Origin of the sequence: Sphingomonas asaccharolytica NBRC 15499, assembly GCF_001598355.1 — a bacterium.
Classification (GTDB): domain Bacteria; phylum Pseudomonadota; class Alphaproteobacteria; order Sphingomonadales; family Sphingomonadaceae; genus Sphingomonas; species Sphingomonas asaccharolytica.
In genome coordinates this window covers 1-13426 of sequence record NZ_BCYU01000104.1, presented here as the reverse complement: position 1 = coordinate 13426, position 13426 = coordinate 1, and the positions used below count along the sequence as shown (strand labels likewise).

11 protein-coding genes are annotated in these 13426 nt (G+C 64.9%); 7 read left to right on the top strand and 4 right to left on the bottom strand.

All coding sequences use genetic code 11. The features are described 5' to 3' along the window. Positions 1-134: 134 nt before the first annotated feature. On the bottom strand, positions 135-1736 hold the full coding sequence (locus SAS01S_RS19645) for a carboxyl transferase domain-containing protein (protein ID WP_066812570.1): 1602 nt from the start codon (positions 1734-1736) through the stop codon (positions 135-137). 111 nt (positions 1737-1847) lie between these two features. Here SAS01S_RS19645 and SAS01S_RS19640 point away from each other — a divergent pair, with 111 nt between their 5' ends. After that, a complete protein-coding gene (locus tag SAS01S_RS19640) occupies positions 1848-3923 on the top strand; it encodes a M13 family metallopeptidase (RefSeq protein WP_066812569.1) in 2076 nt (691 codons plus the stop codon). Between the two features lie 5 nt (positions 3924-3928). Next, positions 3929-5434 (top strand): acetyl-CoA acetyltransferase, encoded by a 1506-nt coding sequence (locus tag SAS01S_RS19635; RefSeq protein WP_157082919.1) that lies wholly within the window; start codon positions 3929-3931, stop codon positions 5432-5434. A gap of 1 nt (position 5435) precedes the next feature. Here the strand turns inward: SAS01S_RS19635 and SAS01S_RS19630 are convergent, their stop codons facing one another. After that, positions 5436-6341 (bottom strand): LysR family transcriptional regulator, encoded by a 906-nt coding sequence (locus SAS01S_RS19630; RefSeq protein ID WP_066812567.1) that lies wholly within the window; start codon positions 6339-6341, stop codon positions 5436-5438. A gap of 107 nt (positions 6342-6448) precedes the next feature. Between SAS01S_RS19630 and SAS01S_RS19625 the strand changes: the two genes are divergently transcribed. Together SAS01S_RS19625 and SAS01S_RS19620 are read left to right on the top strand one after the other, a co-directional pair. Then, on the top strand, positions 6449-7825 hold the full coding sequence (locus SAS01S_RS19625; protein ID WP_066812566.1) for an alpha/beta fold hydrolase: 1377 nt from the start codon (positions 6449-6451) through the stop codon (positions 7823-7825). A gap of 29 nt (positions 7826-7854) precedes the next feature. Beyond that, positions 7855-8709: an alpha/beta hydrolase gene (locus SAS01S_RS19620; protein WP_066812565.1), complete on the top strand. Its 855-nt coding sequence runs from the start codon at positions 7855-7857 to the stop codon at positions 8707-8709. A 171-nt stretch (positions 8710-8880) separates the two neighbouring features. On the opposite strand, the gene SAS01S_RS19615 is transcribed toward SAS01S_RS19620, so the two are convergent. Further along, a complete protein-coding gene (locus tag SAS01S_RS19615) occupies positions 8881-10494 on the bottom strand; it encodes a DHA2 family efflux MFS transporter permease subunit (protein ID WP_245657023.1) in 1614 nt (537 codons plus the stop codon). 56 nt (positions 10495-10550) lie between these two features. On the opposite strand from SAS01S_RS19615, the gene SAS01S_RS19610 reads away from it, so the two are divergent. The 3 genes from SAS01S_RS19610 to SAS01S_RS19600 are packed head-to-tail and all read left to right on the top strand — an operon-like array spanning position 10551 to position 12699. Next, positions 10551-11144, top strand: coding sequence for a TetR/AcrR family transcriptional regulator (locus SAS01S_RS19610; protein ID WP_066812564.1), 594 nt, complete (start codon positions 10551-10553; stop codon positions 11142-11144). Then, a complete protein-coding gene (locus SAS01S_RS19605; protein ID WP_066812563.1) occupies positions 11141-11581 on the top strand; it encodes a PaaI family thioesterase in 441 nt (146 codons plus the stop codon). The genes SAS01S_RS19610 and SAS01S_RS19605 overlap by 4 nt, the downstream gene beginning before the upstream one ends. Next, entirely contained in the window at positions 11578-12699 is a 1122-nt protein-coding gene (locus SAS01S_RS19600; RefSeq protein WP_066812562.1) for an HlyD family secretion protein, read from the top strand. Before SAS01S_RS19605 ends, SAS01S_RS19600 begins: the two co-directional genes overlap by 4 nt. On the opposite strand, the gene SAS01S_RS19595 is transcribed toward SAS01S_RS19600, so the two are convergent. Next, the gene (locus tag SAS01S_RS19595) at positions 12656-13237 is read right to left on the bottom strand and encodes a DUF4199 domain-containing protein (protein ID WP_066812561.1); all 582 of its coding nucleotides are present in this window, start codon (positions 13235-13237) and stop codon (positions 12656-12658) included. The two genes, SAS01S_RS19600 and SAS01S_RS19595, sit on opposite strands and share 44 nt — an antisense overlap. Positions 13238-13426 lie beyond the last annotated feature (189 nt).

The following is a 13426-nucleotide window of genomic DNA, read 5'->3' as shown; positions in this document are numbered from 1 at the left end:
GGGGGTTGGCAGGCGGGAGCTTGTCGCTCGCCTTTTGATCGGCGGCGGATGCGAGCAGAAGAAGTGGGAGGAGGATCATCGTTCTTCCTTATATTCCTCCCCGTGACGGGGAGGGTTTTGTTCGGTTCCCGTCATCACATCCGGAATACGCCGAAGCGCGGGGCTTCGGGGATCGGGGCGTTGAGGCAGGCGGCGAAAGCGAGGCCCAGCACGTCGCGGGTCTGCGCCGGGTCGATGATGCCGTCGTCCCACAGGCGCGCGGTGGCGTGCCAAGGGGAGCCCTGCGCTTCGTAATCGTCGCGGATCGGTTGCTTGAAGGCCTCGGTTTCCTCCGGCGTCCATTTCGAGGCATCGCGGTGGACGGTCGCCAGCACCGACGCGGCTTGTTCGCCGCCCATCACGCTGATCCGGCTGTTGGGCCAGGTAAACAGGAAGCGTGGCGAATAAGCGCGCCCGGCCATGCCGTAATTGCCCGCGCCGAAGCTGCCGCCGATCAGCACGGTGACCTTGGGCACGCTCGCGGTGGCGACCGCCGTGACCAGCTTGGCGCCGTGCTTCGCGATCCCTTCGGCTTCGTACTTACCGCCGACCATGAAGCCCGAAATGTTCTGCAGGAACAGCAGCGGGATGCGCCGCTGGCACGCGAGCTCGATGAAATGCGCGCCCTTAACCGCGCTCTCGCTGAACAGCACGCCGTTATTCGCCAGGATCGCAACCGGCATGCCCCAGATATGCGCGAAACCGCACACCAATGAACTGCCATAGAGCGCCTTGAACTCCTGGAATTCCGATCCGTCGACCAGGCGCGCGATGATCTCATGCACGTCGTAGGGCGCGCGCACATCCTGCGGAATGATGCCGTACAAATCCTCGGCGGCGAATTTGGGCGGGCGCGGTTCGCGCAGCTCGATATCGTGCCCGCGATCGCGCTGCAGCGTCGAGACGATGTCGCGGACGATGGTCAGCGCATGCTCGTCATTCTCGGCGAGATGGTCGACCACGCCCGATTTGCGCGCATGCAGATCGCCGCCGCCGAGATCCTCGGCGCTGATCACTTCGCCCGTCGCGGCCTGGACCAGCGGAGGGCCGGCGAGGAAGATCGTGCCCTGGTTGCGGACGATCACGCTCTCGTCGGACATCGCCGGGACATAAGCGCCGCCCGCCGTGCAGCTGCCCATCACGCAGGCGATCTGGGGAATGCCCTTAGCCGACATATTGGCCTGATTGAAGAAGATCCGTCCGAAATGATCGCGGTCGGGAAACACCTCGGCCTGGTGCGGCAAATTGGCGCCGCCCGAATCGACCAGATAGATACACGGCAAGCGGTTCTGTTCGGCGATCTCCTGCGCGCGGAGATGCTTCTTGACCGTCATCGGGTAATACGTGCCGCCCTTCACCGTGGCGTCGTTGCACACGATCATTGCCTGACGGCCAGAGACGCGGCCGATGCCCGCGATCATCCCCGCACCGGGGACTTCGCCGTCATACAGGTCGCACGCCGCGAGTTGCCCGATCTCGAGGAACGGCGAGCTCGGGTCGAGCAACCGCTCGACGCGATCGCGCGGGAGCAGCTTGCCGCGCGACGTGTGGCGCTCGCGGCTCTTCTCGTTGCCGCCTAGCGCCGCATTGGCGACGTCGGCCCGCAGGCGCTCGACCAGGGCCCGATTGTGCGCAGCATTGGCACGGAACTGGTCGCTGTCGGGGGAAAGGCGAGTGTCGAGAACGGGTGCGCTCATACCGCCCTGACTAGCCGCGCGGATTGGCATTGGGAAGCCGCGCGGTCCTCTAGCGCGGTAAACTGTGTTGGTGTAGCCAGCGAGTCATACACCAAAAAAAGAGGGTTCCCGATGAAGCGCTCAATTCTCGCCGCAATGTTGCTCGCCACCACCGCCGGCGGACTCGCCATGTGGCAGGCTCCCGCTCTCGCCCAGGCAGTGACGGGGACCAAATCGGGCGTCGACAAATCGCTGATCGACCAGAACGCCAAGCCCGGCGACGATTTCAACGCTTATGCCAACGGCACTTGGCTGAAGACCGCTGAAATCCCCGCCGACCGCTCGTCGATCGGGGTCGGGCTCGACGTGTTCAAGGTCGCCGAGGCGCGCAATGCCGACATCATCAAGAGTGCCGCAGCATCGAAGGCAAAGCCCGGCAGCGACCTGCGCCGCATCGCCGATTATTACGACGCCTATAACAACACCGCCGCGATCGAGGCACGCGGCGCCGCCCCGCTGAAACCGATCCTGGCGCCGATCGACGCGCTCAAGACGCGCGCGCAATTGTCGGCCATGCTCGGCGCCAGCATGCGGGCCGATACCGATCCGTTCAACAACAACAATTACGCCTCGACCGACAATCTGTTCGGGCTGTTCGTCGGGCAAGACCTCAACAAGCCGGCGATCAATGCGCCCTATCTGATGCAGGGTGGCGTCGGCATGCCCGACCGCGATTATTATCTGTCCGACAAGAAGGAGATGGCCGAGCTCCGCGACGGCTATAAGGACTATCTGGAGAAGGTCTTCACGCTCGCCGGGATGAGTGACCCGAAGGCGCGCGCCGGCCGCGTTTTCGCGCTCGAGACGAAGATTGCCCAAGCGCAGACCGACATCATCACCGCGCAGGATGCGCATAAGGGCGACAATCCCTGGACCCGCGCCGACTTCGCCAAGAAGGCGCCGGGGATCGACTGGAACTCCTATTGGGCCGCGGCCGGTCTGCCCAAGCAGCAGAACTTCATCGTCTGGAACCCGGAGACGACGACCAAGCTCGCAGGCCTCGTCGCCAGCGAGCCTATGCAGTCGTGGCAAGACTGGCTAGCCTTCCACCGCATAAACGAAGTTGCTTCTACATTGCCCAGGGCGTTCGACGACGCGAAGTTCGACTTCTTCAACAAACAGTTGACCGGCACACCGGCGCAGCAGCCGCGCGACAAGCGCTCGATCGGCGCCGTCAACGGTGCGTTGGGCTATGAGGTCGGCAAGATCTATGCTGCCAAATATTTCCCGGCATCGTCCAAGGCGGCGATCCAGACGATGGTCAAGAACATCGTCGCGGCGTTCGACAAGCGCATCGCCGCGCTCGACTGGATGGCGCCCGCGACCAAGGCCGAAGCGCGCAGGAAATTGTCGGTGCTGAAGGTCGGGGTCGGTTATCCCGACACTTGGCCGATGCGCCCTTATTACGCGGTCAGCGCGACCGATCCGGCGGGCAATCTGTTGCGTGCCAGGCTGTCCAATTACCGCTACCAGATCGGCAAGCTCGCCAAGGCGCCCGATCGCGGCGAATGGTGGATGACGCCCCAGACGGTCAACGCCGTCAATCTCCCGCTGCAGAACGCGCTCAATTTCCCGGCGGCGATTCTCAACACGCCTTATTTCGATCCGACCTTCGATTCGGCGGCCAATTACGGCGCGATCGGCGCGGTGATCGGGCATGAGATCAGCCACTCGTTCGACAATCTCGGATCGGATTTCGATTCGACCGGGCGGTTGCACAATTGGTGGACCAAGACCGACCTCGCGCGGTTCGAGGCATCGGGCAAGGCGCTGATCGACCAGTATAACAAGTACGAAGTGCTCCCCGGCCTCTATGCCAACGGGGCGCAGGAACTGGGCGAGAACATCGCCGACACCGCGGGGCTGACCGCGTCGTACGAGGCGTATCACGCGTCGCTGGGCGGTAAGCCGGCGCCGGTGATTGACGGCCTGACCGGCGATCAGCGATTCTTCCTGGCCTTCGCGCAGAGCTGGCGGACCAAGATGCGCGATCGCGCAATCCGCGCGCGGATCGCGACCGACGTCCACGCCCTGGCGCCGCTGCGGGTCGAAACCGTGCGCAACCTCGACGCCTGGTATGACGCGTTCGGGATCAAGCCGGGCGACAAGCGCTATCTGGCGCCGGGCGACCGCGTCCACGTCTGGTGAGGCGCGTGGCGCCGGACGATCGCACGCCCGTCATCGTCGGATGCGGCGAGGCGGTCGATCGTCCGGCGGCACTCAGTCACGCGCTCGATCCGATCGGGCTGATGGCGCTCGCCGCGCGGCGAGCGGACGCGGATGCCGGCGGTGGCTTGCTTCACCGGGTCGACCGGCTCGACGTCGTCAATCTGGTGAGCTGGCGTTATGCCGACCCGCCCGGCGAGCTCGCGGCGCGGCTGGGTATCGCGCCGCCGTCGCGAAGCTATGCGGCGATCGGCGGCGAGACGCCGACCAAATTGCTGCACGAAGCGGCGTTGGCAATCGCGCGTGGCGAGGCGCAAGTCGCGCTGGTAGCGGGCGGCGAAGCGCAGCACAGCGTGGCGCGAGCGCAGAAGGAAAATGCCGACCTTCCCTGGCCGCCCTTCGCGCATGACGCGCCGGCGCGGGTCGAGCGCGCGACCTATCTCCATCCGCTGGCAATCGCGCTGGGCGCGTCGATGCCGGTCAGTGTCTACCCTTTCTACGAGATGGCGAGCGCGCATGCCTGGGGCCAGACGCCCGCCAACGCGCAAGCGGAATCTGCTGAATTATGGGCGAGATATGCAGTTGTCGCGGCCGACAATCCGTCCAGCTGGCTCAGGCGCCGATACACTGCCGACGACATTGCGCGGATGACGGCCGACAACCGGCTGATCGCCTGGCCCTACACCAAGCTGATGGTCGCCAACCCGATGGTCAATCAGGGCGCGGCGGTGATCGTGACGAGCCTGGCCGTTGCGCAAGCGGCCGGGATCGATCCGGCGGCGATGATCCATCCGATCGGAGGCGCCGCAGCCGATGAGCCGCGCGATTACCTGGCGCGCGACGGCTATGCGGCCAGCCCGGCGCAGGATGCCGTGCTGACCCGACTGCGCGCGCTGAATGATGGCCTGCCGTTCGATGCGGTCGAGCTCTACAGCTGCTTCCCTTGCGTGCCCAAGATGGCGCGACGGACATTGGGCCTGGGTCCGGATGTCGTGCCGACGGTGGCCGGCGGGCTGACCTTCTTCGGCGCGCCGCTCAACGATTATATGCTCCATGCGACCGCGGCGATGGTGCGGCGGTTGCGGTCCGACGGGGGAACCGGTTTGCTCTATGGGCAGGGCGAGTTCGTCACCAAGCATCACGCATTGGCGCTGAGCGCCGGGCGGCCCGACCGCGCGCTCGACCAGGACTATTCGGTTGCGGGCGATGCCAACAAGCGGCGCGGCGTGGTCCCGCCGACCGTGATGCCGGCCAATGGCGCCGCGACGCTCGAAACGGCGACGATCCTTTATCGCCGCGACGGCACGGTCGGTCACGGTGTGGTCATCCTGCGGACCGGGGACGGCGCGCGAACCATGGCGGCGGTTGCGCCCGACGACCGCGCTACACTGGCGGCGATCGTCGATCCCGATCGACATCCGGTGGGGCGCTGCGGAACGATCACCGCTGGGGATAGGGCATTTTGGGCGATCGATCGGGGTCTAAATGGGTAGCTCAACCAACTTCACGCTCGCCGTAATGATCAGCCAGATAGTCGACGAATAGTCGAATACGGGCGGGCATATTCGCGCCACCGACGAACACGGCCTGAAATACTTCTCGATCGCCGGGATTGAATGGTTCCAGCAGTGGAACCAATCTGCCGTCGGCAAGCGCGCGGCCGATGCCGAAATTGCCGAGACGAGCAATGCCAACACTGTCGAGCGCAAGCTGGAGGAGCGTTTCGCCGCTATTGGCCTCGACCGATCCTTTCACGGTCATAGTGACATTCTCTCCGTCGCGTCGGAACGGCCAGACCGGTTCGGCACGACGGAAATTGAAGTTCAAGCAATTGTGCCGAGCCAGATCCTCGGGCGTTTGCGGCGTGCCATGGGCGGCTAGATAGTCCGGCGACGCCACGATCGTTCGACCATTGTCGCCCAGCCGCCGAGCGATCAATTGGCTGTCGGCCAACGGCCCGGAACGGATTGCGACGTCCGCCTGGCCCTGGGCGATGTCCACCTTCTCGTCGGACAAGTTCACATCCACGACGATGCCGGGATGTAGCTCGACGAACCCCTTGATCAGCGGCACGATGCATACGCGCCCATGGGCCACCGACGCGCTGACCCGGACGCGACCACGCGGCGCACCCTGATCGGCGATCGCTTGCTCCACCTCGTCTATGTCCGACAGGATTCGCCGGGCGCCGCCCAGATAGGTGCGTCCCTCGGCGGTCAGCGTCAGCGCACGCGTGGAGCGAAGCAACAGTCGCGCGCCCAACCGCGCCTCGATCCGATCGATCGTGCGGCTGACGCCCGAAGGAGTCAGGTCGAGCTGGCGGCCGGCCGCGGAAAAGCTCCCGCTCGATGCCACCGCAGCAAATACCGCCAGGTCCTTCGCACGATCCAACACGGCCATCTTTGACTCCTAATCAAAAATTATTCGCTTACGCCCCGGCTAATCATTGAACGCGGCCTTGTCTAGCTTTTGCCTCACGCACTCAAGCGTCGAACAGGAGACCGCTCATGAAGATCAATTCCTTCGCCCGCCGGCTCGCCCTCGCGGCAGCCCTCACCACCAGCCTTGTCAGCCTCGACGCCTCGGCCGCTACGCCGACGACCAACACGGCGGCGACCAGTGCGGTCCGGCTGCAGGAAATCGCCACCAACGGCACCGTTCTGCACGTCCGCATCGCCGGATCGGGCCCAGCTGTCGTCCTGCTGCACGGATATGGCGACACTGGTGACATGTGGGCGCCGCTGGTGGCCGACCTCGCCCGCAACCATATGGTAATCGTGCCCGACCTGCGCGGCATGGGCCTGTCCGCGCGCGCGGACAAAGGCTTCGAAAAGGCAAACGAGGCCGACGATATCATCGGCGTGATGGACGCGCTGGGCATTAAACGCGCCGACGTGGTCGCGCACGATATCGGCAACATGGTGGCCTACGCACTTGCCGCGCGGAACCCCGATCGCGTCACCCAGCTCGTCCTGATGGACGCGCCGATCCCCGGCATCGGTCCGTGGGAAGAGATTCTGAAGATGCCGCTATTGTGGCACTTCCGCTTCGGCGGGCCCGACATGGAGCGCCTGGTCGCGGGTCGGGAGCGTATCTATCTCGACCGCTTTTGGAACGAATTCTCCGCCAACCCCGCCAATTTTCCAGAAGCTGAGCGCGAACATTACGCCGCGCTCTATGCTGCGCCAGGTCGCATGCATGCCGGCTTCGCCCAGTTCGCCGCGTTCGACCAGGACGCGATCGACAATCGCGCCTGGCTGGGCGCGCACGGCAAGCTCACCATGCCCGTGCTCGCCATCGGTGGTGAAAAATCGTTCGGCCCGATGATGGCCGTCGATGCCAGAGCCGGTGCGATCAACGTCGAGGAACGAGTCATCGCCGGCGCTGGGCATTGGCTGATGGAGGAACAACCCGCCGCGACGGTCGCGGCGATCCGGGACTTCCTCGATGTTTCGGCCGCTGCCGCGCCGAAGGGTGGGCTCGCCGCCGCCGCGATGTCGCTCGATCAGACGCAAGCCATGATCATGACCGGTCCGGGCGCCGGCACGTCCGGGGTCGCGGGAATCAAGACCGTTCTGCTCTATGGCGATCCCGCCAAGCCCGGCCCGTACGTGCTGGAAATTCGAGTGCCGGCCAACACGGCGATCGCCGCTCACACGCATCGCGACGACCGCTTCGCGACGGTAATTTCGGGCAGCTGGTTTTTCGGCTTTGGCACCAACTCGGCGACCGCACGCGTGAAGGCGCTCAGCGCCGGCGGACTGTACACTGAACCCCGCAACGTCGCGCACTTCGCCTTCACACGCGGCGAGCCGGCGGTCGTCCGCATCACCGGGATGGGGCCCAGCGACACCGCGTTCGTCGCCGTCCCGGCCGCGCGTTGATCCGCCCCTTAATTCCCAGGAGACCTTCAATGACCGATCAGATCATCGCGCAGGAAAAGTGGCTCGACGGCGCAGCCGGCCGCATCTTCGTCCGCCATTGGCCAGCGGAGGGCCAACCGACCGCAGCGCTGGTTATCTGCCACGGTTTCAACGCGCATAGTGGCCATTATGCCCGGGCTGCGGAGGTGTTCGCCCAGCGCGGGATCGCGGTAACGGCGCCCGATCTCAGGGGGCGCGGTCGGTCGGAGGGGGAGCGGTTCTACGTTGAGAGCATCGACGACTATGTCGCCGACCTTTTGCAGACGATCGAAATGGCGCGGTCGGTCCACCCCGATTTGCCCGTCTATCTGCTTGGTCATAGCGCCGGTGGCGTGACTGCGGTCACCTATGCGCTCAATCACCAGGATCGCATCGCCGGGTTGATCAGCGAAAGCTTTGCCTACCGCGTTTTCGCGCCGAATGCCGCACTCGCGCTGTTGAAGGGCGCCAGCCACATCGTTCCGCACGTCCACGCCGTGCGCCTTAAAATGAGTGATTTCTCGCGAGACCCGGCTTGGGTTGCCTATCTCGAAAGCGATCCGCTGACGCAGGACGAAGTTCAACCGATCCAGACAATGGCGGCGCTCGCCCACGCCGACGAGCGTCTGACCCGAGAATTCGATCGTATCAAACTGCCCCTTCTGGTCCTCCACGGGACCGCGGATCGGGCATCGCGCCCGGAGGGCAGCCAGACCTTTTTCGACGCCGGCGGCTCCGTCGACAAAACGCTCAAGCTATATGACGGCTTCTATCACGACTTGCTCAATGACATCGATCGCGATCGGGTTATGAACGATGTCGGCAACTGGATCGATCGGCGCGCCTCGGCTTTCCTGCCAGGATGATTTGAAGGAACACAACCCAAAGCCGGTCCGCCCACCGCTGGGGTGGATGAAATCCGGTTATTCGCAATCGAGCAGGTGACTACGAAGAAGCCGGAGCGGGCTGTGTTTCCATCGAAACGCAGCCCGTTCCAGTTGCCGACAGCTAGCGGTCGGTCAATCGCTGCTTCCCGCTCAATGCGCATCCGGCGGCGGCGCCGCGCCGACGCGTGGCGGCCGGCAGAACGGGACCATCACCAGCGCCGCGAGGAACAGGTAAGCCATCAGGCGGAAAACGTCGTCGAACGCCAGGGTCAGTGCCTCGCGCCCGACGATCCGGCTCATCAATCCTTGCGCCATCAGCAGTGCTTGCGCGGGATCGGGCGTAACCGATCCCAGCTCGCGCGCCAGCGCCGCCGCCGTGTCGTTGGCGGCCTTGGCCGATTGGCCCAGCGCCTCGCTCAGCCGTAGCGCGTGGAGCCGGGTATTGTCGGCCAGCCAGGTATTCGCCAGGGCAATTCCGACCGCGCCGCCGGCGTTGCGCATCAGGTTGAACAGGCTGGACGCGTAGCGCAATTCCGGTCCCTCGAAATTGCCGAGCGCGAGACCGACCGAAGGGACGATGCACAGCATCACTGCGAAGCTGCGCACCACTTGCGGCCAGAACAACGCGGCGAAGCCCCAGTCGGGGGTCATCGCCGAGAACAGCCATAAGCCCAGGGCGAACAGGGCCAGCCCGAAAGTGATGACGATGCGCTGGTCGACGCGCTGCGACAAGCTGGCGGCGATCGGTACGCCGAGCAATTGCGCGCAGCCGGCGATGACGACCGTGCTGCCAATTTCCGACGCATTGTATCCGCGCACGCGGCCGAGGAAGAGCGGGATCAGATAGGTGCCGGCATAGAGGCCGAAGCCGATGACGAGGTTGAACGCGCAGGCGAAGACGAAGGTCGGTTTGCGGAACGGCGTCAGCTTGACGATCGGTCCGCGCGACCGGAACGAGCGTTCGAGAAACAGCACGAACGCGACGATCGACAGCCAGGCGCCGATCTGGATCCGGATGTCGGTAAACCACTCGTTCTTGGGCCCTTCCTCCAGCACATACTCCAGCCCCGCCAGCGCCACCGCCATCGAGGCGAGGTGAACCCAGTCGATCCGCTTGAGCATGGCCAAATTAGGCGTATCGACGCGGATCAGCACGAGCGTCAGCACCGTTACCATTATTCCCGGCGCGACGTTGATGAAGAATACCCAGCGCCATCCCATCGCGTCGGTGATCCAGCCGCCGACGGTTGGGCCCAGGGTCGGCGCGAGCACGGACACCATGCCCAGGATCGCGGGGATCATGGCGCGCTGCTTGCCCGCGAACAGGACATAGCCGGTCGCGAACACGGTCGGGATCATCGCGCCGCCGACAAACCCCTGGACGGCGCGCGACACGATCATCGATTCGATGTTCCAGGCGAAGCCGCAGAAGATGCTGGAAATGGTGAACAGCCCGGCTGACAGCGCGAACAACCAACGCGTCGACAATGCCTGGGCGAGGAACGCCGAGAAGGGGATCATCACCAATTCGGCCATCAGATAAGCGGTCTGCACCCAGCTGATCTCGTCGGGGCCGGCAGACAGACCGGCCTGAACCTCATTGAGAGAGGCGGCGACGATCTGGATGTCGATCAACGCCATGAACTGGCCGAACGCCATCACCCCGAAGATCAGATATTTCTGGCGGTTGTTCAGGGGGGAAGGATCGAACGGTGCAGCCGGAGCGCGCGCCGATCCCTGGGGGGAGAGTGGTATCGACGCCAACGTACTTGCCTCCGGCTGCGTTTATATTATATGCGTCATATAAAGGAGGCGTTCAAGTGCGCTATTCGAACGAGCATAAGGCCGAGACGCGCAAGCGCGTGTTGAAAGAGGCCGCGCAGGAGATTCGTGCGAAAGGGCCCGAAGGCGTCGCGGTCGCGGGCGTGATGGCGCGCGCCGGGCTGACGCATGGCGGCTTCTACGCGCATTTCGAGTCGAAGGACGCGATGATCGCCGACGCGATCGGGACGATGTTCGACGACGCACGCGGGCGGTCCGACGCGATCGAGCAGACGGACGATCCGCGCGCCGCGCTCAAGGCTTATGTCGATTTCTACCTCAGTCCGGCGCATCGTGATCGGCGCGAGCGGGGATGTCCGCTGCCCACGCTGTCGGGGGATCTGGCGCGGTCGGGCGAACGGCAGCGCGGGCGCTTCGGCAAAGGCGTGGAAGCGCTGACCGTCCGATTGGCCAAGGCGCTGGGCGGCATCGGTATCGCCGACCCGCATGCCGAAGGATCGGCGATGCTGGCGCAGCTGGTCGGTGCGGTGGCGCTGTCGCGCGCGGTCGCCGATCCGGCGCAGTCGGACGCGATCCTGACCGATGCGCACGCCTTGCTGGTCGCGCGCTATGGCCTGGAGGAGCGGCAATGAGCGATGTGGTCGACGCGCCTGATGGTCTACAGCAAGTTCGCGACCTGCTCGCCCGCGGCGCTCAGCCACCGATCGGACGGACTCTCGACTTCTCGCTGGTCGAGGTCGAGCGCGGACGCGCGGTGTTCGAGGGAACGCCCGACGAGCGCCACTACAATCCGATGGGCGGGGTCCATGGTGGATATGCCGCGACCTTGCTCGATTCGGCCTGCGGGATCGCGGTACATTCGATGCTGACGCCCGATCAGGGGTTCACCACGCTCGAGCTCAAGGTTTCCTATCTGCGCGGCATGAACGACACGACCGGACCGGTTCGCGCAGAGGGACGCGTGGTCAATATCGGCCGCCGCGTCGCCTTTGCCGAAGCTGATATCCGCGATGCCGACGGGCGCCTGATGGCGACCGCGACATCCACCTTGCTGGTGCTTGCCAAATGAATGCTCCCTTCAGTTCGACCGACGCCGCGGCGGCGTCCGAACTTCCCGCCAGAAAGCGTTTCGCGGTGCCGCGCAGCGCGTTGGTTATGGCGCTGATCGCGCTCGCCGTGGCGATTGCCGGCATAGTGTGGCTGACCGCACCGCGATCGAGCGAGTCGACCGACAATGCCTATCTCCATGCCGATTCGAGCGCGGTCGCGCCCAAAGTCGGTGGGCTGGTCGCCGCGGTGCTGGTCAAGGACAACCAGATCGTGCGCGCGGGCGATCCGCTCGTTCGCATCGACACCCAGGATTACGATGCCAAGGTGCAAGCTGCCCAAGCCGCGCTGGCCGATGCCGAAGCCGGCGTTGCCACCGCGCGTGCGTCGCTGGCGGCACTGAATGCCGACGAGCGCCTCGCCTCGGCGCAGGTGCGCGCCGCGAGCACGGTGATCGCCTCGGCCGATGCCGAACTCAGTCGTGCCAATGCCGACAAGGTACGCTACGATTCGTTGCTGGGGCAGGGGTTCGCCACGCGTCGCGACGCCGAGCGGATCAAGGCGACGGCGATCGGTGCAGCATCGGCCGCCGAGAAATCGCGCGCCGAACTCGGTGTCACCAGCGAACAGGCCGATGTGACGCGCGCGCGGCGCCCAGTGCTCGAAGCGCAAGTCGCATCGGCCGAGGCGGCGGCGCTGAAGGCTCGCGCCGCACTGGATCTCGCGCGACAGGATCGCGGGCATACGCTGATCGTCGCTCCGATCGACGGCGTGGTCGGCAATCGCCAGGTCCAGGTCGGCGATTTCGTCCAGCCGGGCAGTCGCGTGTTCACCGTCGTACCGACGCGCTCGCTCTACGTCGTCGCCAATTTCAAGGAAACGCAAACGCGCGGCATGCGCGAGGGTCAGAAGGCCAAGGTCTATGTCGACGCGCTGGGCGAGACGCTGACCGGCACCGTCGAAAGCTTCGCGCCGGGATCGGGCAGCGAATTCACCCTGCTGCCGTTCGAGCCGGGGTCGGGCAATTTCACCAAGATCGTCCAGCGCGTCGGCGTACGCATCCGGCTCGATCCCGGCCAGGCTGCGCTGGCGACGCTCAAGCCGGGTCTGTCCGTGACCGCGAAGGTGATGCTGCTCTGACATTCTCACGTGCGGGCAGCAGCCGCGGGTTGCAGAATATCGTCGAGGCGAGCGCGACCGGCAGCGCCACCGGTACGATTTCCATTGCCGTCATCGGTAGGCGGATCAGCGGGTTGGCGTACATCGTTCGCATGGCGTCGAGGTCCGCGCTCATCTTCGCGATCTCGGCCGCGCTCTTGCCGCTAGCGCGCGCCTTGGCGAGTGTGCCTGCGATGAAGTCGTCTATGAACCGATAGTTGGTCGCGGCTAGGTACAGTTCCCAGATCAGGACATAGGCGATGGTCGCGATTAGCGCGATCATCAGGCCGAGCCCAAGCGCGTGCCAGAATTTGATTACGCCGCCGCCCTCGACATCGCGGTACCGCTTCACGCCGACGAAAACAAAACTCATCGCTACCAGCATGACGGAATAGCCAAAGGTCTGTGTCGCGACCCATTCCACGCGATGATGCAGGAAACCGATCACCGCGATGAACGCGGCGAGCACAGTGCTGGCGAGCCCGCCGTAGATCAGCGAATAACGAAGCGTTGGAGTCATGATGTTCCCCCTGTTGCGAATGGCGAGATCATCGCCGCTCGCTCCCCGGCACACTATCGCCCGAACGGGTGATTTTCGCGAATCCGGCGCGGGGATAGGTCAGAGAGATCCTCCCCGTTTACGGGGAGGGGGACCGCTCGCGAAGCGAGTGGTGGAGGGGGCCTTCCTCACCTACATCGCTTGAGGGCC